Here is a 22325-nt window from a genome sequence, read left to right as displayed (position 1 = left end):
CGAGCGGAGGAGGCATCAGTGCGTACCCTGCTGGTCGACAACTACGACTCCTACACCTACAACCTGTTCCAGCTCATCGCCGTGGTCAACGGCGTCGAGCCCACCGTCGTCCGCCACGACGACCCGGCCGTGGCCACCCTGGATCTGCGCCGGTTCGACAACGTGGTCATCTCGCCCGGACCCGGCCGGCCCGACCGGGAGAAGGACTTCGGCTTCTCCGCACAGGTCATCGCGGAATCCCCGGTGCCGGTGCTCGGCGTCTGCCTGGGCCACCAGGGCATCGCCTCGGGGCACGGCGCGGCCGTGCACTCCGCGCCCGTACCCCGGCACGGGCACCTGGCGTCGATCACGCACGACGGGGACGGCCTGTTCACCGGCATCCCGCAGCGCTTCACCGCCGTGCGCTACCACTCGCTGTGCGTGTCGGACCTGCCCCCGGAACTGGTCGCCACCGCCTGGGCCGAGGACGGGGTGATCATGGGGCTGCGGCACGTGGACCGGCCGATGTGGGGGCTCCAGTTCCACCCCGAGTCGATCTGCACCGAGTACGGGCAGACCCTGCTCGGCAACTTCCGCGACCTGACCCGGGCCCACCAGGCCCGGGAGAGCATCCAGGTGGCCGCCCCGCCGCCCATCGCCGCGCCGACGCACCGGCTGCACGTGCGCACCCTCGGCTGGGAGACCGACGCCGAGCAGGCGTTCACCCGGCTGTTCCGGGACTCGACCCACGCCTTCTGGCTGGACAGCGCCCGGGTCGAGGAGGGACTGTCCCGCTTCTCCTACCTCGGCGACGCCTCCGGGCCGCTGTCCGAGGTGGTCCGCTACGACGTCGGCACCGGCGCGGTCGAGGTCGCCACGGCGGCCGACGCCCCGACCCGGGTGCCCGGCACCATCCTGTCCTACCTCCAGCAGCGGCTGGCCGGCATCCACCTCGACTCGTCGGCCCTGCCCACCGACCTGACCTGCGGCTACGTCGGCTACTTCGGCTACGAGCTGAAGGGCGACCTGGGTGCCGCCGGGCCGCACCGCGCCGACACCCCGGACGCGTACTGGATCTTCGCCGACCGGTTCGTCGCGGTCGACCACCGGGACCGGCAGACCTACCTGGTGGCCCTCTCCGACGGCAGCGAAGGCAGCGACGAGGCGGCGCAGGACTGGGTCGAGACCGTCGCCGAGCAGCTCACCGCCATCCCCGAGGCGGGACCGGTCACCCCGCTCACCCCGCCGCCGGTCGACACCACCTCGCTGGTCGCGTCGCTGGAACGGGACCGGGAGCAGTACCTGGCCGACATCGCCGCCTGCAAGCGGGAACTGGTCGCCGGGGAGAGCTACGAGATCTGCCTGACCAACGGGCTGCGCCTGCCGCGCCCCCGCGACGGGTTCGCCTTCTACCGGGCCATGCGCCGGTACAACCCCGCGCCCTACTCGGCCTACCTGCGGCTGGGCGACATCGAGGTGGCCTGCTCCTCCCCGGAGCGCTTCCTGCGGCTGACCGCCGACCGGGTGGTGGAGACCAAGCCGATCAAGGGCACCGCTCCCCGGCACCCCGACCCGACGGTCGACGCGGCGCTGCGCGACGAGCTGACCACCAGCGACAAGACCCGCGCCGAGAACCTGATGATCGTCGACCTGCTCCGCAACGACCTCGGCCGGGTGTGCGAGGTCGGCAGCGTCACCGTCCCCAAGCTGATGCAGACCGAGTCGTACGCGAGCGTGCACCAGCTCGTCTCGACCATCCGGGGCCGGCTGCGGGCCGAGGCCAGCGCCGTCGACTGCGTCGAGGCGTGCTTCCCCGGCGGCTCGATGACCGGGGCGCCGAAGCTGCGGACGCTGGAGATCATCGACGGGCTGGAGACCACCGCCCGGGGCATCTACTCCGGCTCGCTGGGCTTCCTGAGCTGCAACGGCACCGCCGACCTGAACATCGTGATCCGCACCGCGGTGCTGTCCGGCGACGGCATGCGGGTCGGCGCGGGCGGGGCCATCATCCTCGACTCCGATCCGGAGGGGGAGTTCGACGAGATGCTGCTGAAGGCCGCCGCCCCGTTGCGCGCGCTGCTCAGCGGCGGCTACCGGGAGGACGTCGATGTCTACCAGTGATCCGCTGTCGGTGTGCATCGTCGGCATGGGGCCGCGTGGGCTCTGTGTGCTGGAGCGCCTGGTCAGCAACGCCGCCGCCGACCCCGACCGGCGGGTACGCATCGACGTCGTCGACCCGTACCCGCCGGGGGCGGGCCGGGTGTGGCGGGCCGACCAGTCCGACCGGCTGCTGATGAACACCGTGGCCTCCCAGGTGACCGTGTTCACCGACCCGACCGTGGAGATGGCCGGCCGCCTCAGCGAGGGCCCCAGCCTCTACGAGTGGGCCCGGTTCCAGGTGCTGATGGGCGACCTCGGCCAGTTCCCGGCCGACGTCGCCGAGGAGCTGCGCGCGGTGGGGCCCGACACCTACTCCACCCGCCGGCTGTTCGGCCACTACCTCGCCTGGGTCTACCGGCGGGTGGTCGGCACCGCGCCGGCGAACGTCAGCGTCCGCGCCCACGCCACGGTCGCCGTCGCGCTGTGGGACGAGTCCGACGGCCGGCAGTGCGTGCAGTTGCAGACCGGCGACCGGCTCCCCGGCCTGGACGCGGTGGTGCTGGCGCAGGGCCACTACCCGGTCACCCCGACCGCGCAGGAGCAGACGCTCGCCGAGTTCGCCGTCGAGCGGGGGCTGACGTACATCCTGCCGGCCAACCCGGCCGACGTGGACCTGTCGATGGTGCGGCCCGGCGAACCCACCCTGCTGCGCGGGCTCGGGCTCTGCTTCTTCGACTACCTGGCGCTGCTCACCGAGGGCCGCGCCGGCCGCTACGTCCGCGCCGACGACGGCCGGTTGACCTACCTGCCGTCCGGGTTGGAGCCGCAGCTGCTGGCCGGCTCCCGGCGCGGCATCCCGTACCGGGCCCGGGGCCGCAACGAGAAGGGCGCACACGGGCGGCACGAGCCGCGGGTGCTCACCGTCGCGCTGGTCGAGCGGCTGCGCGCGGCCCGGGACGGCGTCGCGATGGACTTCATGACCGACCTGTGGCCGCTGATCGCCAAGGAGGTGGAGACCGCCTTCTACGTGGCGGTGCTGCGCCGGGCCGGCTGCCGCGGCAAGGCCCGCCGGTTCGAGGCCGAGTACCTCCAGACGCCCCGGCGCGACGCGCGGGAGGAGGAGATCCGCCAGCGCTACGGGATCACCGAGCGGTGGGACTGGGACACGGTGCTGGACCCGGCCCGCGAGGAGACCTTCACCGGGTCGGCGGCGTTGCAGGAGTGGATGCTGCGCTACCTCGACGAGGACGCCCGCACGGCGGACGAGGGGAACGTCAGCGGCCCGCTCAAGGCGGCCATGGACGTCCTGCGCGACCTGCGCAACGAGGTCCGACTCGCCGTCGACCACGGCGGTCTGCGGGGCGCCTCGCACCGCGAGCACCTGGACCGCTGGTACACCCCGATGAACGCCTTCCTCAGCATCGGACCGCCGGCCCACCGGGTCGAGCAGCTGGCCGCGCTCATCCGCGCCGGGGTGCTGCGGGTCGTCGGGGCCGAGATGCGGGTGACGCCGTACCCCGAGCGGGCCGGGTTCCTCGTCGAGTCGCCCCGGACGCCGGGGAGCCGGGACGTGGTGACCGCCATGATCGAGGCGCGGCTGCCGGAGGTGGACCTGCGGCGTACCGCCGATCCGTTGCTCGGCTGGATGCTCGCGCACCGGTCCTGCGCGCCGCACGTGGTGCCCGACCGGGAGGCCGAGCCGCACGTCACCGGCGGCCTGGCGGTGACCGGCCGGCCGTTCCACCCGGTGTCGGCCGCCGGCGAGCGACACGCCCGGCGGTTCGTGTTCGGGGTGCCCACCGAGGGCGCACACTGGGCCACCGCGGCGGGCGCGCGGCCGGGCGTCAACTCGGTGATGCTCGGCGACGCGGACGCGATCAGCCTGTCGGTGCTCGCCCTCACCGCGCAGGCGGCCACCACGACGGGAGCGGTGACGACATGACCGAAGGCTTCGACCACGGGCTGCTCAGCCCCAGCAGCGCCGACCGGAGCATCGAGAACGCCGTCCGGGACCGGGCGGTCCTACAGGCGATGCTCGACGCGGAGGCCGCCCTGGTGCGGGCCCAGGCCCGGCTGGGGGTGGTGCCCCGGGAACACGCGGACACCATCACCGCCGTCGCCGACGCCCGCCGGATCGACCTCGACGCGGTGGCCCGCCGGGCGACCGAGACGGCCAACCCGGTGGTCGCGGTGGTCGCCGCGCTCACCGACCTGGTAACGGCGCTGGACCCGGCCGCCGCGGAGTACGTGCACCGCGGCTCCACCAGCCAGGACATCCTGGACACCGCGCTGATCCTGGTGGCGGAGCGGGCGTTGCGGGTCATCGACGCGGACCTGGCCGCCACCGCCGACGCGCTGGCCACCCTCGCCGACCGGCACCGGGGCACGCCGCTCGCCGGCCGGACCCTGACCCAGCACGCCGTGCCGACCACGTTCGGCCTGAAGGCGGCGACCTGGCTCTCCGGCGTCCTCGACGCGCGGCAGGCGATCCACGCCCTGCTCGCCGAGGGGCTGCCGGTGCAGCTCGGCGGGGCCGCCGGCACCCTCGGCGCATACCTGGAGTTCGCCCGGCTGGCCGGGGACACCGACGACGGCTACGCCGAGAAGCTGATCCACGCCTTCGCCGCCGAACTGTCCCTGGCCGAGCCGCACGCGCCCTGGCACACCGTGCGTACGCCCCTGCACGCCGTCGCGGGCGTGCTGGGCCTCACCACCGGCGTGCTCGGCGCGATGGCGGCGGACGTGCAGGTCATGGCGCGTACCGAGATCGGGGAGCTGGCCGAGCCGACCGGCCCGGGACGCGGGGTGTCCTCGGCGATGCCGCACAAACGCAACCCGGTGCTGGCGACCCGGATCCGGGCGGCGGCCACCCAGTTGCCGCTGCTCGCCGCGACCGTCGCGCACTGCCTCGTCGCCGAGGACGAACGCCCCGGCGGCGCCTGGCACGCCGAGTGGCAGCCGTTCCGGGAGGCGTTGCGGCTGGCCGGCGGGGCCGCCGACGCGGCGGCCGAGCTGGCCGCCGGGCTGACGGTGTTCCCCGGCCGGATGCGCGCCAACCTCGACCTCGCCGGGGAGTTCATGGCCTCGGAGCGGTTGGCCGTGCGGCTCGCCCCGCTGCTCGGCAAGGCGGTGGCGAAGGAGCTGCTGACCACCCTGACCGGCCGGGCGGTGCAGACCGGGCAGCCGCTGCGCGACCTGGTGGCGGCCGATCCCCGGGTCACCGCCGTCCTCGACCCGGCCGAGGTCGCCAGCCTGCTCGACCCGGCCCACTACGTCGGCGCCGCCGACCTGCTGGTGGACCGGGTGCTGCACCGGCACCGCACGGTCGGCGCGCGGTCGGCCTTCGCGACCGAGGGCCGGCGGCCGTGAGCGGGCCGGGCCCCCTGGCGCGTCCGGTGGTCGGCGCGCCGATGGCGGGGGGAGTCAGCACGCCCGCCCTCGTCGCGGCCGTCGGCGACGCCGGGGGGCTCGGTTTCCTGGCCGCCGGTTACCTCCGGCCGGCGGACCTGGCCGCCGACATCGACCAGGTCCGTCGCAGCACCACCGCACCGTTCGGGGTCAACGTCTTCGTGCCGGAGTCCCGGCCGGTGGACCGGGCCGCCGTCGCCCGGTTCCGGCAGGCGTTGCTGCCCGGGGCCACCCGGTGGGGGGTGACCCTGCCCGAGCCGCCCGAGCGGGACACCGACCACTTCACCGACAAGATCGAGGTGCTGCTCGCCGCGCGGGTGCCGGTGGTCAGCTTCACCTTCGGCTGCCCGTCCCGGGCGGTCGTCGACCGGCTGCACGCCGCCGGGTCGCAGGTCGTCGTCACGGTCACCGATGTCACGGAGGCGCTGGTGGCCGTCGCGGCCGGGGCCGACGCGCTCTGCGTGCAGAGCGCCGACGCCGGCGGGCACCGGGCGAGCTTCACCCCGGACCTCCGTCCCGACCCGCAGCCGGGCACGGCCGAACTGGTCGGGACGGTCCGGCGGGCCGTCGCGGTGCCGCTGATCGCCGCCGGGGGGATCACCGGCCCGGCGCAGGTCGACGCGGTGGTCGCGGCCGGCGCGTCGGCGGTGCAGGTCGGCACCGCCCTGCTGCTGACCCCGCAGGCCGGCACCCATCCGGCGTACCGGGCCGCGCTGACCGACCCCGGCCGGCCCGGCACCGTCGTCACCCGGGCCTTCTCGGGCCGACCGGCGCGGGGGCTGCGCAACCGGTTCGTCGACGCCTTCGACGCGCTGGCCCCCGCCGCCTACCCGCAGGTCCACCACCTGACCAAACCGTTGCGGGTGGCGGCGGCGGCACGCGGCGACGCCGAGCAGATGGCGCTCTGGGCCGGCACGGGCTACCGGTCCGCCCGGCCGGAACCCGCCGGGCGGGTGGTCACCCGCCTCGCCGCCGCCGTGGCCGCCGCGACCCCGCCGCGTCCCGTACCCCGTTGACCCGTCAATTCCCCCCAGGAGGACCCGATGCCGCACATCAACATCAAGTTTTTCCCGGTCGACCTGCACCGGGACACCGAGCAGCAACTCGTCGACGAGCTGACCGAGGCGGTCACCGCCGCCTTCGGGTGCAGCCCGAACGTGGTGTCCATCGCCCTGGAACCGGTGGAGGAGCAGCGCTGGCAGGCGCAGGTCTACCAGCCGGAGATCGTCGAACGGCAGCACCTGCTGCGCAAGGTGCCGAACTACTGACGCCCCGGCCCCTTGAGGAGGTGGAGACCGTCATGGCGCAGCCGACCCGTACCCTCGCACCGAGACCGTTACCCAGCATCGCCGACGGCATCGACGATCTCGTCGGCAACACACCGCTGCTGCGCCTGCCCGTCGCGCACCGGGCGCCCGGCGCCGACGTGCTGGCGAAGCTGGAGTGCGCCAACCCGGCCGCCAGCGTGAAGGACCGCGCGGCGCTCTACATGCTCCGCGCGGCGGAGGCCGACGGGCGGCTGCGCCCCGGCGGCGTCGTCGTGGAGGCGACGTCGGGCAACACCGGGATCGCGTTGGCCGCGTTGTGTGCGGCGCGCGGGCACCGGTGCATCATCGTGCTGCCGGACAACGCCACCCCGGAGCGGATCGGCCTGCTGCGCCGCTTCGGCGCCGACGTGGTGCTGACCCCACGCGAGGCACGCTACCAGGGCGCGGTCGACAAGGCCGAGGAGATCTGCGCGATGACGCCGGGCGCGTGGTTCGTCCGGCAGCACGACAACGACGACAATCCCCGGGCCCACCGGGAGACCACCGGCCCGGAGATCTGGGCCGACACCGGCGGTCAGGTCGACGTCCTGGTCTGCGGGGTCGGCACCGGCGGCACGCTCAGCGGCACCGCCGGCTATCTCAAGGACCGCAACCCGGCGCTGCTGGCGGTCGCGGTGGAGCCGGCGGGTTCGCCGCTGCTGTCCGGGGGTACGGCCGGGACCCACGCCATCCCCGGCTTCAACGGCGGGTTCGTCGCGCCCACCACCGATCTGGACCTGATCGACGAGGTCGTCACCGTCACCGACGACGAGGCGGCGGACACGAGCCGCTGGCTGGCCCGCCGTGTCGGGGTCCTCGCCGGGGTGTCCTCCGGGGCGGCGACGCACGTGGCGCTGCGGGTGGCCCGCCGGCGCAGCAGCGTCGACAAGCGGATCGTCGTCATCCTCCCCGACACCGGGGAGCGCTACCTGAGCATGTGGTCGGAGCGTCCGTGAGACGCCGGAGATTCGGAGGGGACGGTCCCGTGAGGACACTGCTTGTCGTCGGTGGCGTCGACGACACCGCCGTCGCGGCGAAGGAACTCGGTCTGCGGGTGCTGCTGCTCCAGCACCCCACCAAGATCACCGAACGGCAGCGGCAGGTGGCCGACGTCGTGGAGGTGCTGGACTACACCGACTGGACGCTGACCGCGCCGGTCGTGACCCGGCTGCACCAGCGGTGGCGCATCGACCAGGTGGTGTCGCTGACCGAGCCGGGCCTGGACATCGCGGCCCGCGCCCGTGACCTGCTCGGCCTCGACGGCACCACGTACCCGGTGTCCCGCCGGTTCCGGGACAAGCTGGCCATGCGCCGCCACCTGGTACGCCGCGACGCCGAGGCGGTCGCGGCGGCGCCCCTGCGCGACTTCGACGACCTGCACGCCTTCGGCCTGCGGCACGGGTACCCGTTCGTGGTGAAGCCGACCGCCGCCACCGCCAGCATCGGGGTGTTCCGGGTCGACGACCCGTCCGGGCACGAGGCCGTGTGGGAGCAGGTGTGCCGGTTGCGGGGCACCCGCACCGACCGGGTGTCCACCCTGCTGGTGCTCGACGACTTCCTGATGGAGGAGTACGTCCACGGCCGGGAGTTCAGCGTCGAGACGTTCAGCTTCGCCGGCCGGCACGTGGTCGTCACGATCACCGAGAAGATGACCGACCCGGGCCACTTCGCCGAACTCGGCCACGCCGTGCCGGCCCGGCTGACCGAGGACGCCTGGGACCGGGTCGGCGAGTGCGTCGGCACCTTCCTCGACCACCTGGGCTTCACCGACGGCCCCTGCCACACCGAGGTCCGCCTCAGCGGCACCCGGGCCCGCATCATCGAGAGCCACCACCGCTACGGTGGCGACGCCATCCCCGAACTGGTCCGCGCGGTCTACGGCATCGACCTGGACCGGCTCGCCGTCGGCTGGCCGTTCCGCTTGGTCGACCCGTTGCCGGACAGCCCCGCGCCCCGGGGTGCGGGCTGCGTGCGTGCCGTCGTCGGCCCGCCCGGCCGGGTGCTGTCCGTCGAGGGGGTGCAGGAGGCGGCCGGCCAGCCCGACGTGCTGGCGGTCCGGATCAGCGCCCGGCCCGGCGACGAGGTGCGCCCGCTGCGGGACAACTGGGACCGGCTCGGCCTGGTCGCCGTCACCGGCCCCACCGTCGCCGCCGCCGCCGAGCGGGGCGCCCGGATCGTCGACGAGTTCATCCGCATCCGCATCCGCGACGACCGGGGTGCGGTGCACCTCGCCCGGGTCGCCGAGGTGCACCAGCTGACCGGGGCGGTGGGGTAGGTGAGCGTGCTGATCCTGCACCGCAATCCGCTGGAGCCGTTCCCGTACCGGGACTGGCTGGCCGACCACGACCAGCCGGCGGTGGTGCTCGCCGCCCGCGACAAGATCGAGTCCTTCGGCGAGCAGGTCCCGACCGACACCCTGGGCCTGGCCCACCTGGAGGTGCTCGACCACTACGACCGGGACGTGGCGGCCCGCGCCACCGCGCTCGCCGCCCGCCACCGGCCCCGGCACGTCGTCGCCCTGCACGAGGCGGACCTGGAACTCGCCGCCGACCTGCGGGCACGCTGGGGGCTGCCGGGCCCCCGGCCCGCCGACATCCGGCCGTTCCGCGACAAGCTGCTGATGAAGCGCCGGGCGGCTGCCGCCGGCATCGAGGTGGCTCCGCACACCCTGGCGGCCACGGCGGAGCAGGTACGGGCGTTCGCGGCCGACCACGGGTACCCGGTGGTGCTCAAGCAGCGGGCCGGCTACAACTCCATCGGGTTGCGCATCGTCCGCTCCGCCGGGGAGCTGCGCACCCACCTGGACGAGCTGTACCGGGACGGCGACCGCGACGACCTCCTCGTCGAGCGGTTCGTGCCCGGCCGGATGTGCCACGTCGACGGGTTCGTCCGGGCCGGCCGCACCGTGCTGGCCTGGCCGTCGCAGTACCAGTACGACCTCGCCTCGTTCGGCAGCGACCCCGGCCCGCGTATCGACGTCACCCTCGACCCGGACGACCCGCTCACCGGGCGGCTGCTCGACCTCGTCGACCGGGTGCTGGCCGCCCTCACCCGCTCACCCGGCGGGCTCACCGACCACGCCTTCCACGCGGAGGTGTTCCACACCCCCGACGACCGGCTCGTGCTCTGCGAGATCGCCTGCCGCAGCGGCGGGGCGAAGATCCGCGAGGTGTTCGAGGTGATGTTCGGTGTCAACCTGGCGGAGGCGGAGCTGCGTACCCAGTTGGGGCTGCCCGTACCGGCGCTGGACCGGCCCGCCGGCGACGCCCGCCCGCGACCGCGCAGCATGTCCGGCCAGCTACTGATGATGAAACGTCCCGGACTGGTCCGTACGGTGCCCACCCCGCCGACCGAGCCCTGGGTCCGCCGGTTCTGGTGCTGGGCCCGACCCGGGCAGGTGATCCCCCCGGCCGCCGGGTCGGCCGACTTCCTCACCGCCGCCGTCGCCGCCGCCCCGACCCGGGCCGAGTGCGAGGCGCGGCTACGCCGGCTCGGCGACCGGGTCGCCGCGCAGATCCAGATCGGGGAGGCGTCGTGACCGGCCGGGGAGTCCAGGCCCGCTACATGGCGGCGATGGTGATCGACGCCACCGGCAGCGGCATGTACCTGCCGCTGTCGCTGATCTACTTCCAGCACAGCACCGGCCTGTCCGTGGGACGGGTCGGCGCGATCGTCAGCGCGGCGGCGGTGCTCGGCCTGATCGCCAACCCGCTGACCGGGGTGCTCGTCGACCGGTTCGGCGCGCGGGCCGTGGTGGTGGGCGGCTACCTGCTGCGCGCCGCCGCCTTCGCCTGCTATCCGCTGGTCGACTCGGCGGGGCCGCTGTTCCTGGCGGTGCTGGTGGTGGCGTTCGGCGACGTGTCGTTCTCCCCGTCGGTGCACTCGCTGGTCGCCGAGATCGCCAGCGGCAGCGCCCGGGACAAGCTGATCGCCGCGCAACGGAGCCTGCGCAACGCCGGCCTCGGCGCGGGCGGCCTGCTCGCCGGGGCGGCCCTCACGGTGCGGGCCGACCAGGCGTTCACCGTGATCGTGCTGACCAGCGCCGTCGCCTTCACCGTCGCGGCCGGGCTGATCCGCGCGATCCCCGTGCACCGCCGGCCCGGCGGCGGCACCCCCCGGGCGGCGCGGGGCCGGGGCTACCGGCTGGTGGCCCGTAACCGCCCGTTCCTCGCCCTCACCCTGCTCAACGTGCCGACCGCGTTCGGCTACATGGTGCTGGCGGTGAGCCTGCCCGTCTACGTCACCCTGCACCTGGGGCAGCCGGCCTCGCTCGTCGGCGCGCTCTACGCGGTGAACACCATCGGCATCGCGGTGGCGCAGATCCCGGTCACCCGGGCGTTGACCCGGTTCCGCCGGTCGCGGGCCGTGGCGGCCGGGGCCGGCGTGTTCGGGCTGTCGTTCGTGTCGTTCGCGGTGCTCGGCGCGACGGCCGGCGGCGCGGTCCTGCTGGCCGGTGTGTTCGCCGCGACCGCGCTGTTCACCGTCGGGGAACTCCTGCACGGGGCGACCGCGTCCGCGCTGGTGGTCAACGCGGCCCCCGAGCAGACCCGGGGCCGGCACCTCGCCGTCTACCAGCTGTCCTGGGCGGTGCCGGGCGCGTTGGCGCCGGCGGTGCTGACCGCGCTGCTGTCGCTGTCGCCGACCGGGATGTGGCTCGTGCTGGCGGCCGGTGTGGTGGTGTCGGCGGTCGGCGTGCTGCGCCTCGAACCCCACCTGCCCCCGGCGGCGGTCCGACCGTCGCCCCCGCCGGAGGCGACCGGGCCCACCCCGCCGTCGTTCGGGGACACCGGACCCCACGGCGACCCCGCCACCGACCCGCCCGGCGGTCCGACCGCCGCCGACCCGCCCGGTGGCGCACCCGCCGCCGGTTCCTCCGACGGTCGCGACGCCGACCTCGTACGAGTCAGGGAGAGTCACTGATGGGAGTTGCCAGCTGGGTGGTCCTCACCGGCGACGATCCGCGGCACGCGCCGCCGGCCGCCGCCGGCCAGTGCGGCTGGGTGAGTCAGATCGCCCCCCTGATCACCGAGTTCAGCAGGCCGGGGGACCTGGTGTTCGACCCGTTCGCCGGCTGGGGGACCAGCCTCGTGGCGGCCTCGGTCACCGGCCGGCGCGGCATCGGCCTGGAGATCTCCCCGGACCGGGCCAAGCAGGCGGCGCACCGCCTGGAGGCGTACCCCGACCAGGTGATGATCTGCGGCGACGCGCGCCGGCCCCCGGTGCCCGACCGCAGCGTCGACTTCCTCGTCACCGACCTGCCCTACTTCGGCACCGCGCTCGACGCCGACTCCCCGGTCGACGGCCAGTTCTACGCGCTGCGCGACTACTCCGCCTACCTGACCGCCCTCGACCACGCCTTCCACGCGCTGGCCCGGGTGCTCAAGCGGGGCGCGTACGCGGTCGTCGCGGTGCAGAACCGGCGGGTCGCCGACCGGTTCGTGCCGCTGGCGTGGGACGTCGGCCGGGTGCTGGGCGGTCACCTCACCCTCGGCGACGAGCGCATCCACCTCTACCCGCGCCCGGTCACCGACGGGGACCCGATGGTCAACAACCGGGCGCACGAGTACCTGCTCGTCGCGCGGAAACGGTAGCCGCCGCTCAGGAACCGACGCCCACGCCCAGGGCACGCTTGTCCGGCTTGCCGCTCGGCCCCACCGGCACCCCGGCGATCACCTCGACGGTCGTCGGGACGGCGGCCGCGCCCAGGGCCGCCGCGACCCGGGCGCGCAACCGCCCGACGTCCACCGGGCACCCGGCCGCCGGCACCACGTACGCGTGCACCGCCTCGCCGGTGACGTCGTCGGGACGGCTGACCACGTACGCCTCGGCGACGGCGGGGTCGGCGGCGAGCACCCGCTCGATCGGGCCGGCGTACACCAGGTTGGCGTTGACGATGATCACGTCCCGCACCCGGCCGGACAGGTGCAGGTAGCCGTCGGTGTCCAACCGGGCCAGGTCGCGGGTGCGTACCCAGCCGTCGGTGAACACCTCGGCGGTCTCGGCCGGGTCGCCCCAGTAGGCGCCGGCCTGCGCCGGGGTCCGGACGAAGAGTTCGCCCTCGGTCGCCGGCCGGCCGTCGGCGTCCCGGACGGACAGGTCGACCACCTCGGGCGCACGCCCGACCGAGGCGAGCCGGCCCGGGTCGGCCAGCAGCTCGGCCGGGGTGACCATCGAGATCATCCCGGTCTCGGTCTGGCCGTAGCCGTGGAAGACGACCGGGCCGAGCACGTCGAGCGCCTCGGCGAGCCGGGACGCGGTGAGCGGGGAACCGGAGACCACGAGCGCCCGCAGGCTGCCCAGGTCGACCGGGTCGGCGCGCTGGTCGCGGACGAGCTGGTGCAGCTTGCCGACGGTGATCACGCTCGCGGTGGCCCGGTGCCGGGCGATCATGCCGGGGAAACCGGGCGGGCGGGCGGCGACCAGGGTGCCCCCGGCGGCCAGGGTGAGGATGCCGTACTCCAGCATCACCTGGCTGGCCAGCGAGCCGAAGACCAGGTAGCGCCCCAGCCGGGGGGCGAGCTCGGCGATCGCCGGTGGCCACCGGTCGGGGTGGGCCGCCCAGGCCGCGCTCATCGCCGCGTACGTCTGGGCGCAGCCCTTGGGGTTGCCGGTGCTGCCGCTGGTCCAGGTGATCCGGGCGACGTCGCCGGGCCGGCCGGCGGCGACCAGCGGGCTACCGTCGTCGCGGGTCCCGGCCAGGGTGGCGAGCCGGGCGTCGTCGACGAGCAGCACGTCGTCGCTGGCGAGCAGCCGGTCGAGTTGCGCCGGGGTCAGCTCCGGCCGGATGCCGGACACCCGCGCGCCGACGGTGAACGCGGCGAGGACGCCGGCGAGCGCCTCCGGGGTGACCCCGATCCGCAACGCCACCCCGCTGCCCGGTCCGATGCCGGCGGCGCGCAGGCCGCTGGCGGTCCGCCGGACCAGGTCCGCCAGCTCGGCAGCGCCGACGATCCGGTCGCCGTCCTCGAAGACCGGCCGGTCGCCACCGGTGGTGAGCAACCGCAGCACGGGCTGCGGCCACAGCTCACCACCGGCGGCGGCCCCGGACCGGTCGCGGTCCGCCGACCCGCGACCGGTCCGGTCGTGCCCGCCGTGCCGGCCGGGCTCCGTCGCGCGGCGGTCGGCGTGGTGGTGCTCCGCCGCGCGACGGCCGTCGTCGTGCTCAGCCCGCATCGGACAGGACGCCCTTGAGGAACAGCGCCAGCGGCTGCTGGTGCACGCCGGGCAGGTCCCAGTTGTTCTCCAGGTTCTCGGCGAGGTGGTGGGTGGCGACGACCTGCCCACCCCGGTGCACCCGGACGACGGGGTGCAGGTAGCTGGCGTCGTGGGCACGCTCGGCGTCGTTCTCGGCGATCCGGGGGACGGTGATGTCGAACGGGTCGACCTGGTCGTGGTCCGGGCCGTACTCCAGGGTGGTCACCACGGCGAACGGCGCGGGGCCCAGGCCCCCGTCGTGCAGGTGGGCCACCGGCACCTCCTCGTGGTAGCGCGCGACGCCGTCGGCGATCACGACGACGTCGCCGAGGACGCCGAACTGCTGCCACAGCGCGGAGGTGCGGTTGATCCGGGCGATGATCGCGTCGGTGATCGCCTCGGGGGTGACGTCCAGTGTGGTGGACGGCCACGGCGTGCCGTGGTGCCGGGCGTTCAGCATCCGGTGCAGGGCGCGTACGCCGTACCGGAAGCCGTGGATGAAGCCGTTGGTGGAGCGCTTGAAGTCGCGCTGCTGGGTGAGGGTGCCGGCGAAGTACAGGCCGGGCACGTTCACCGACTCGAAGCCGGAGGTCTGCTCGGGGAAACGGTCGTTGATGACCAGCTTGGGCCGCGCCGACGGGGCGAAGATGTCCGCGTCGAACCGGAAGCCGGTGCACAGGATGATCCGGTCGTAGTCGAGCTGCCGCAGTGACTCGCGGGTGCGGGCGTACCGGAAGTCGATCCGGTAGCCGCCGTCGTCGCGGCGGGCGATCCGCTCGACGGTGCCGTCGAGGACCGCGTTCTGCGACTTGAGCTGGTAGGTGTCGAGGAAGTTGTTGTTCACCGCGCGCAGGTGCCCGACGTAGTGCGTCTGCCAGGCCAGCCGGATCGAGTGCGGGCCGGCGACGTGGATGACGGCGGCGGTTTCGACCAGGGCGTCGGCGGTCTCGAAGGCCGAGTTGCCCTTGCCGATGATCAGGACCCGCTGGTTGGTGAAGTCGTCCGGGTCGACGCTGACGGTGTCGTAGCGTTCGGCGAGGTCGACGCCCTCGATCGGCGGGACGTACAGCTGGGAGACGCCGGTGGCCACGACGACCCGGCGGGCGGTCAGGGTGTCGTCGCCGGCCGCGACGGTGAACAGGTCGCCGTCGCGGGCGATCCGGGTGACCCGGGTGTCGTAGCGGACCCGTAGCCCGTCGGCGAAGGCGGCGAGGTAGCGCACCATGTCGTCGGCGTCGGGGAAGTAGCGCCGGCTGAAGTTCCGGAACAGCAGCGCCGGATCGTCGGTGAGCAGCGAGTTCCAGTCGGAACGCAGGTTGAACTCCGGATCGTCGGAACCGGTCCAGACCTTGTTGATGGAGATCAACTGGCGGTGCCGCGGGTAGCGGCCGAAGAACGTGCCCGGCGCCGGTCCGGCCTCCAGCACCAGATGGTCGCGGCCGTCGCGCTCCAGCAGGGCGGCGAGTTGGAGCCCGGCCGGCCCGGCTCCGATGATCACGTAGTCGAGCGTCATGCGGCGCACCGTATCGGCCCGATTTCAAAGCGTTCTGAGAATCGCTCTCTAGGGTCCCGTCGCATGACGACAGAGGTTGATCTCGCGGCGCCGCTGCGGATCGCCGACCTGAGCGCCGCCCGTGACCCGGTCCGGGTCGTGGTCGGGCCGCAGGTCCGCGACCGGGTCACCCGCACCCGCACCTTCCTGTCCGAGGTGCTCGGCGAGGACCGCGCGGTGTACGGCAGCACCACCGGCTTCGGCGCCCTCGTCGGGTACGCCGGCCGCGCCGACCTGCGCGACCAGGCCGACAACACCCTCGCCCACCTCGGCGCGGGCCAGGGCCCGGATCTCGCCCCCGGGATCGTCCGGGCGACCGTGCTGGTCCGGGCCTGGTCGCTGGCCCGGGGCGCGTCGGGGGTGTCCCCGCACGTCGTCGACGCGTTGGCGGCGATGCTCGGCACCACCTTCGTGCCGGCGGTGCCGCGGTGGGGTTCGGTGGGCGCGAGCGGCGACCTGATCCCGTTGGGCGCGGTGGCCCAGGCGCTGCGCGGTCGCGGCCACGCCTACCTCGACGGGGTACGCCTGCCGGCGGCGCAGGCGCTGGAGAAGGCCGGCCTGACCCCGTTGCCGCTGGACGGCCGGGACGCCCTGGCCCTGGTCAACGGCACCTCGCTGACCACCGCGGCGACGGCGCTGGCGTTGTCCGCCGTGCGTGCCGCGCACCGGGCGGCGCAGGTGCTCACCTGCCTGCTGGCCGACCTGCTCGGCTGCGACCCGCAGTTCCTCGACGCCCGGCTGCTGCGCGCGTACGGGCATCCGGGGGCGATCGACGTGGGCGCGCGGATGCGGCAGGTCGGCGCGGGGCTGGTCGCGTCGGGCAAGCGCCCGTTGCAGGAGCCGTACAGCATCCGGTGCGCGCCGCAGTTGCTCGGCGCGGCCGAGGACGCGCTGCGCCACGTCGACGGGGTGGTCACCGTCGACCTGGGCAGCGTCAGTGACAACCCGCTGTTCTTCCCCGACGACGACCTCGTGGTGCACGGCGGCAACTTCTTCGGCCAGCCGGCCGCGTTCGCCGCCGACCTGCTGTCGATGGTGGTGGCGCAGGTCGGCAACCTCGTCGAGCGGCAACTCGACCTGCTCGTCGACCCGCACCGCAACGGTGGCCTGCCGCCGATGCTGGCCGCCGGCCCGGGACAGCAGCACGGGCTCCAGGGGGTGCAGTTGGCCTCCACCGCGCTGATCGCCGAGATCCGCCGGGACGCCATGCCGGCGAGCATGCAGAGCCTGCCGACCAACCTGCACAACCAGGACGTCATCCCGCTCGGCACCCAGGCCGCCCTGCGGGTCTTCGACCAGGCCGGGCTGCTGCGGCTGATCGTCGGCTCGCTGGCGCTGGGGCTGCGGCAGGCCGCGTACGTGGGGGCCCGGAAGCCCACCGCGCCGGGCTGCGGCGCGGCGCTGGCGGCGCTGGTCGCGGCGATCCCCCCGGTCGATCCGGACCGGCCGCTCGACGGCGACGTCCGGCGGGCCGCCGACGTGATGGACGCACTGGAACTTCCGTTGACCCCTCTCACCCTGGATGGCCGTCGTGACGCTTGACTGTCTGATCATCGGAGCCGGCCCCGCCGGCCTGCAACTGGCCGCCCTGCTCGAGGCCGACGGCCGGCGCGACTACCTGGTGCTGGAGGGCGCGGACATCCCGGGCGCGTTCTTCGCCACCTACCCCCGGCACCGGCAACTGATCTCCATCAACAAGCCGCACACCGGCTCCGACGACCCGGAGTTCAACCTGCGGCTGGACTGGAACTCGCTGCTCGGCGACGACCCGGCGCTGCGGTTCACCAGGTACACCGAGCGGTACTTCCCGGACGCCGACGTGATGGTCCGCTACCTGGCCGACTTCGCCGCGAAGACCGGGGTGAAGGTGCGCTACGGCGCGCGGGTGACCTCGGTGTCCAAGGTGGACGGGGTGTTCGAGGTGCACGCCGGGGAGACCTTCCGGGCCCGCCGGGTGGTCGTCGCCACCGGCGTGTCCCGACCGTACCTGCCGGACATCCCGGGGCTGGAGCTGGCCGAGCAGTACGCGGACATGCCCGTCGACCCGCGCGACTACCTCGACCAGAAGGTGCTGATCATCGGCAAGGGCAACTCCGCGTTCGAGACGGCGGACAACCTGATGGAGACCACCACCCTGATCCACCTGGCCGGGCCCAGCTCGGTGCGGATGGCCTGGCGTACCCACTACGTCGGGCACCTGCGGGCGGTGAACAACAACTTCCTCGACACCTACCAGCTGAAGTCGGCCAACGCGATCCTGGACGGCACGGTCCGGCGGATCACCCGCGACGCCGACGGGTACACGGTGACGTTCGCGTTCTCCCGCGCCGACGAGGTGACCAAGGAACTGCGCTACGACCGGGTGCTCGTCTGCACCGGGTTCGCCTTCGACGCGTCGATCTTCGACGGGTCGTGCCGGCCGGAGCTGGCGATCCGGGACCGCTTCCCGGCCCAGACCGCGCAGTGGGAGTCGGTGAACGTGCCCGACCTGTTCTTCGCCGGCACCATCACCCAGCAGCGGGACTTCAAGCGCTCGACCAACGGGTTCATCCACGGTTTCCGCTACGCCGTACGGGCCCTGCACCGGATCCTCGAACGCCGGTACGGGGACACGCCGTGGCCGGCGGAGAAGCTGGACGCCACCGGGGCGTCGATCGCCGACGCGGTCATCGCCCGGGTCAACCGCACCTCCGCGCTGTGGCAGCAGTTCGACGTCCTCGCCGACGTGGTGACCGTCGCCGACGCCGACGCGCGTTACCACGAGGAGGTGCCGGTGGACTACTTCACCGAGACCGGCCTGCGCACCGCCGACCACGACTACTCCGACGCGTTCGTGGTCACCCTGGAGTACGGCCCGGAGCACGACCAGGTGGACCCGTTCGACGTGACGGTGAAACGGGTCGCCCAGGACGTCGTCGGTCAGGCCCACGACGCGGCCTACCTGCATCCGGTGGTGCGCCACCACCGGGCGGGGCAGGTCGTCGCGACCCATCACCTGGCGGAGAACCTGGAGAACCGGTGGGACCGGCCGCAGGTGCACGTGACGCCGTTGGCCGACTTCGTCGACCGGTGCCTGCGCCGGGCCGGGGACTGACGTGCCGGCCCTCGACGAGGTGGCGCTGAACCTGGCCGACGTGGCCGCCGCCGCCCGCCGCCGTCTCGACCCGGTGCACTGGGACTTCTTCGCGGGCGGGGCCGGCGACGAACGGACCCTGCGGGCCAACGAGGCGGCCTTCGCCCGGCGCTGGCTGCTTCCCCGGGTGCTGCGCGGCACCGGCGAGCGGGACCTGCGGATCGCCCTGCTCGGCAGCGAGGTCTCGATGCCGGTGCTGGTCGCGCCGACCGCGTTCCACCGGCTGGCCCACCCCGACGGCGAGGTGGCCACCGCCCGTGCCGCCGCCGACGCCGGGACGGTCATGGTGGTGAGCATGGCGGCCACCCGGCCGGTCGAGCAGATCGCGGCGGCCGGCGGGCCGCTGTGGTTCCAGCTCTACCCGCACACCGACCTGGAGTTCACCACCACCGTGGTCCGGCGGGCGGTGGCCGCCGGCTGCCGGGCCCTGGTCGTCACGGTCGACTCGCCCGTGTTCGGTCGGCGCGAGCGCGACCTGCGGCACGGTTTCGTGGACCTGCCACCCGGCCTGGTCTGCGAGAACATGCGTGACGCGGACGGCCGGGTCCGGGACGTCGAGATGAACGCCCGGGTGGGCTGGGAGCTGGTCGCCGAGCTGCGCCGGCTCACCACGGTGCCCATCCTGCTCAAGGGGGTGCTGCACCCCGAGGACGCCCGGCTGGCCGTCGAGCACGGGGTGGACGGGGTGGTGGTCTCCAACCACGGCGGCCGGCAACTCGACGGGGTGACGGCCACCCTGGACGCGTTGCCGGCCGTCGTGGCGGCCGTCGGCGGTCGGCTGCCGGTGCTGGTCGACGGCGGCCTGCGGCGCGGGGTCGACGTGCTGGTCGCGTTGGCGCTCGGCGCGACGGCCGTGCTGGTCGGCCGCCCGGTGCTGTGGGGGCTGGCGGTGGGCGGCGCGGCCGGGGTCCGGCACGTGCTCGACCTGCTGCGCGCCGACCTCGACCGGGCGTTGGCGCTGGTGGGCGTCGCGCGCCCGGGTGACCTCAGCGCCGACCTGGTCACCACGGGAGCCCCGGCGTGAGCGCGCCGGTGCTGTGGGGCGCGCTGGTCGTGGCCGGGGTCGGCTGGACCCTGCCCCGGTGGCTGCCGGCGGCGGTGGTGCGGCTGCGGCAGTGGGTCTTCGCCCGGGTCAACGGCGGGGAGGGCATCCCGGTGCCCGGTCCGCTCGTCGACGTCGACGACTTCGAGCGGCTGTACGCCGACCCGGCGGCCGACGGACGCAGCCGGGGCGCCGGCCTGTCCGACCTGTTCTGGTACTGGCTGTCACCCGGCCCGCACATGCACCAGGAGCACCTGGAGCCGGGGGAGCGGTACCGCACGGTGGCCGGGGCGACCCGGCAGGTGCTCGCGATCCGCCCCCAGCGCGCCGACGCGCTCGCCACCGCCGCCACCCGGCGGGTGCTCGACGAGCTGCCGGCCGGGCGGGTCCATGTGCGGCTGCGGGACCTGATGATGCCGGTGTGGGCGGAGGTCTACCACGAGCTGATCTTCGGTGAGGTGTGCCCGCCGGAGGTCCGGGCGCTGTTCGTCGCCAACGCCGCCGACGTGGCCGCCGCCCTCAAGTGCACCGGCCTGCGGCACCTGGACCGGCGTGACCCGTTGACCCGGTACCTGCGTGGGCGGGTCGAGGCGGGCACCTGCCCGGTGACGTTGCCGCCGCCGTTCACCACCGAGGAGACGGCCTGGTACCTGCACGGCGCGTTCGGCACCACGGCGGTGGTGCAGATGTCCGAGGCGATGTCGCACGTGCTGCTGGCGCTGGCGAACCGTCCGGACCTGCAACGGGGTCTGGACGACGACGACGCGTTGGACCGGGTGATCGACGAGACGCTGCGGCTGCACCCGCTCTTCGGCGTCGCCCACCGGATCACGTCCGCGCCGATCGGGTTGCCCTCCGGGGTGACCCTGCCCGCCGGGTCGGTGCTGCTCTTCAACTACCTGGCGTTCCAGCGCAGCGGACCGGCCGGCGACGAACGGTTCGACCCGGACCGGTGGCGCACGCTGCGCCGCCGCGACGCCCGGTTCATCCCGTACGGCGTCACCGCGAACCGGGCCTGCCCGGCGCGCGGGGTCGCGCCGGTGATGCTGCGCGCCGCGACCCGTGAGGTGCTGCGCCGGTACGCCCTGGCGTCCTCGGCCGCGCACAGCCGGTCGCTGCCCAGCCGGGGCCCGGCGTACCTGACCCCGGCCGGGGTGGCCGGCCCGGGGTGGCTGCGGCTGGCCGCTATGCGGTGGCGGGACCGCTGGGCCGACGTGGGGCGCAGCCTGCGGCAACTGGTGTTCGGCGCCTGGATGGTCGTCGATGCGCGACGGCAACGCTTGTGCACCAACTACTTCGAGGAGGCGGTCCGATGACCCCCACCCAGTTGGCTCCGCGGTTCTTCATCGCGGTCGCGGTGATCCTGATCTTCTGCAAGGCGGTGGCCTGGCTGCTCGGCCGGGTGGGTCAGCCGGCCGTGGTCAGCGAGATGCTCGCCGGCGTGCTGTTGGGCCCGTCGCTGCTCGGGCTCGTCCTGCCGGAGGTGAAGGACGCCCTGTTCCCGCCCGCGCTGCTGCCGGTGCTGTACGTGGTGGGCCAGGTCGGCCTGGTGCTGTTCATGTTCCAGGCCGGGTACGCCTTCAGCGCCCACCGGGTCACCGGCCTGGCCGGCACCGCCGGGCTGGTGTCGCTGGCCGGGGTGACCGCGCCGCTGGTCCTGGGGGTGGGGCTGGTCCTGGTCACCGCGGACGCCGTGCCGATGCGGGCCGACGGGACGTCGATCGGGGTCTCGGCGGCGTTCGTCGGGGTGGCGTTGGCGATCACCGCGTTCCCGATGCTGGCCCGGATCATCACCGAACGCGGCCACGCCGGCACCCGGCACGGCACGTTGTCGCTGGCCAGTGGCGCGCTCGACGACATGGTCGCCTGGATCATGCTGGCCGTGGTGCTGGCGTTCGCCTCCGGCCGGGCCGGACCGGCGGTCGTCACCGCCGGTGGGGCGGTGCTGTTCGCGCTGGTGCTCTGGCTGTGCGGGCGGCGGGTGACCACCACGCTGATGACCAGTCCCGGCCTCAACGACGCCGCCCGGGTGCTCGGCACGGTGGCCCTGCTCTTCCTGGTGGCCTGGTACACCGACGAGATCGGGCTGTACGCGGTGTTCGGCGCGTTCGCGGTCGGCGTGGTGATGCCCCGTACCGACAACACCGACCGGGTGGTGGACACCCTCACCCCGGTCGCCGCGACGGTCTTCCTGCCGCTGTTCTTCACCTATTCGGGGCTGCGGACGGAGTTCGGGTTGCTCGGCAGCCCGCCGGTGCTGCTGTTCGCGGTGGCCTGCGTGGCGGTGGCGATCGTCGGCAAGTTCGGTGCCTGCTGGGCGGCGGCCCGGCTCCGGGGCGAGTCGCAGGGCGTGGCGCTGCGGGTGGGCGCGTTGATGAACGCCCGGGGCCTGATGCAGCTCATCGCGCTCAACGTCGGCCTGGAGGCGGGCATCGTGAACCGGTCGTTGTTCACCGTGCTGGTGCTGGTCGCGCTGGTCACCACGATGATGACGACCCCGCTGCTGAGCTGGATCGAGCGCCGGGAGGCCCGGCGGGGCGACGACGTCCGGCCCCGGACACTCGCCACGGTGAAATGATAAAAAGATAGCTATCACTCTTTAGGCTCACT

General features: G+C 74.1%; 17 protein-coding genes. 15 read left to right on the top strand and 2 right to left on the bottom strand.

Annotation, left to right across the window (positions count from 1 at the left end; all coding sequences use genetic code 11):
• Positions 1-18: 18 nt before the first annotated feature.
• Genes pabB through H1A17_RS02820 form a run of 10 tightly spaced genes read left to right on the top strand, consistent with a single transcriptional unit; the run spans position 19 to position 12385 of the window.
• Positions 19-2100 (top strand): aminodeoxychorismate synthase component I, encoded by a 2082-nt coding sequence (gene pabB / locus H1A17_RS02865; RefSeq protein WP_145919428.1) that lies wholly within the window; start codon positions 19-21, stop codon positions 2098-2100.
• Positions 2087-4021, top strand: coding sequence for an FAD/NAD(P)-binding domain-containing protein (locus H1A17_RS02860; protein ID WP_194820998.1), 1935 nt, complete (start codon positions 2087-2089; stop codon positions 4019-4021). Before pabB ends, H1A17_RS02860 begins: the two co-directional genes overlap by 14 nt.
• Positions 4018-5448 (top strand): 3-carboxy-cis,cis-muconate cycloisomerase, encoded by a 1431-nt coding sequence (gene pcaB / locus H1A17_RS02855; protein WP_194820997.1) that lies wholly within the window; start codon positions 4018-4020, stop codon positions 5446-5448. The genes H1A17_RS02860 and pcaB overlap by 4 nt, the downstream gene beginning before the upstream one ends.
• Positions 5445-6503 (top strand): nitronate monooxygenase, encoded by a 1059-nt coding sequence (locus tag H1A17_RS02850; RefSeq protein ID WP_309236686.1) that lies wholly within the window; start codon positions 5445-5447, stop codon positions 6501-6503. Before pcaB ends, H1A17_RS02850 begins: the two co-directional genes overlap by 4 nt.
• Before the next feature lie 27 nt (positions 6504-6530).
• Complete coding sequence (locus H1A17_RS02845; protein ID WP_145919431.1) at positions 6531-6755, top strand: tautomerase family protein; 225 nt, start codon at positions 6531-6533, stop codon at positions 6753-6755.
• Positions 6756-6787: 32 nt separating this feature from the next.
• Positions 6788-7750, top strand: coding sequence for a cysteine synthase A (cysK, locus tag H1A17_RS02840; RefSeq protein WP_194820995.1), 963 nt, complete (start codon positions 6788-6790; stop codon positions 7748-7750).
• 29 nt (positions 7751-7779) lie between these two features.
• Entirely contained in the window at positions 7780-9069 is a 1290-nt protein-coding gene (locus tag H1A17_RS02835; protein WP_145919433.1) for an ATP-grasp domain-containing protein, read from the top strand.
• The gene (locus H1A17_RS02830) at positions 9070-10332 is read left to right on the top strand and encodes an ATP-grasp domain-containing protein (protein ID WP_194820994.1); all 1263 of its coding nucleotides are present in this window, start codon (positions 9070-9072) and stop codon (positions 10330-10332) included.
• Positions 10329-11714, top strand: a complete 1386-nt coding sequence (locus H1A17_RS02825) for an MFS transporter (protein ID WP_309236685.1) — start codon at positions 10329-10331, stop codon at positions 11712-11714. The genes H1A17_RS02830 and H1A17_RS02825 overlap by 4 nt, the downstream gene beginning before the upstream one ends.
• The gene (locus H1A17_RS02820; protein WP_145919435.1) at positions 11714-12385 is read left to right on the top strand and encodes a TRM11 family methyltransferase; all 672 of its coding nucleotides are present in this window, start codon (positions 11714-11716) and stop codon (positions 12383-12385) included. Before H1A17_RS02825 ends, H1A17_RS02820 begins: the two co-directional genes overlap by 1 nt.
• Positions 12386-12392: 7 nt before the next feature.
• On the opposite strand, the gene H1A17_RS02815 is transcribed toward H1A17_RS02820, so the two are convergent.
• Together H1A17_RS02815 and H1A17_RS02810 are read right to left on the bottom strand one after the other, a co-directional pair.
• Entirely contained in the window at positions 12393-13967 is a 1575-nt protein-coding gene (locus tag H1A17_RS02815; protein ID WP_145919436.1) for a class I adenylate-forming enzyme family protein, read from the bottom strand.
• On the bottom strand, positions 13957-15501 hold the full coding sequence (locus H1A17_RS02810) for an NAD(P)-binding domain-containing protein (protein ID WP_145919437.1): 1545 nt from the start codon (positions 15499-15501) through the stop codon (positions 13957-13959). Before H1A17_RS02810 ends, H1A17_RS02815 begins: the two co-directional genes overlap by 11 nt.
• Positions 15502-15564: 63 nt before the next feature.
• Here H1A17_RS02810 and H1A17_RS02805 point away from each other — a divergent pair, with 63 nt between their 5' ends.
• Genes H1A17_RS02805 through H1A17_RS02785 form a run of 5 tightly spaced genes read left to right on the top strand, consistent with a single transcriptional unit; the run spans position 15565 to position 22293 of the window.
• The gene (locus H1A17_RS02805) at positions 15565-17082 is read left to right on the top strand and encodes an aromatic amino acid ammonia-lyase (RefSeq protein WP_194820993.1); all 1518 of its coding nucleotides are present in this window, start codon (positions 15565-15567) and stop codon (positions 17080-17082) included.
• Positions 17072-18634, top strand: a complete 1563-nt coding sequence (locus H1A17_RS02800; protein WP_145919439.1) for an NAD(P)-binding domain-containing protein — start codon at positions 17072-17074, stop codon at positions 18632-18634. The genes H1A17_RS02805 and H1A17_RS02800 overlap by 11 nt, the downstream gene beginning before the upstream one ends.
• A gap of 1 nt (position 18635) precedes the next feature.
• Positions 18636-19697 (top strand): alpha-hydroxy acid oxidase, encoded by a 1062-nt coding sequence (locus tag H1A17_RS02795; protein ID WP_309236684.1) that lies wholly within the window; start codon positions 18636-18638, stop codon positions 19695-19697.
• Positions 19694-21031 (top strand): cytochrome P450, encoded by a 1338-nt coding sequence (locus tag H1A17_RS02790; RefSeq protein WP_194820992.1) that lies wholly within the window; start codon positions 19694-19696, stop codon positions 21029-21031. Before H1A17_RS02795 ends, H1A17_RS02790 begins: the two co-directional genes overlap by 4 nt.
• Entirely contained in the window at positions 21028-22293 is a 1266-nt protein-coding gene (locus H1A17_RS02785) for a cation:proton antiporter (RefSeq protein ID WP_194820991.1), read from the top strand. Before H1A17_RS02790 ends, H1A17_RS02785 begins: the two co-directional genes overlap by 4 nt.
• Positions 22294-22325 lie beyond the last annotated feature (32 nt).

It is taken from the genome of Micromonospora sp. S-DT3-3-22 (genome assembly GCF_015354745.1).
Classification (GTDB): Bacteria; Actinomycetota; Actinomycetes; order Mycobacteriales; family Micromonosporaceae; genus Micromonospora; species Micromonospora wenchangensis.
Note: the sequence above shows the minus strand (reverse complement) of the source record. Positions and strands in the feature narration are given on the sequence as shown.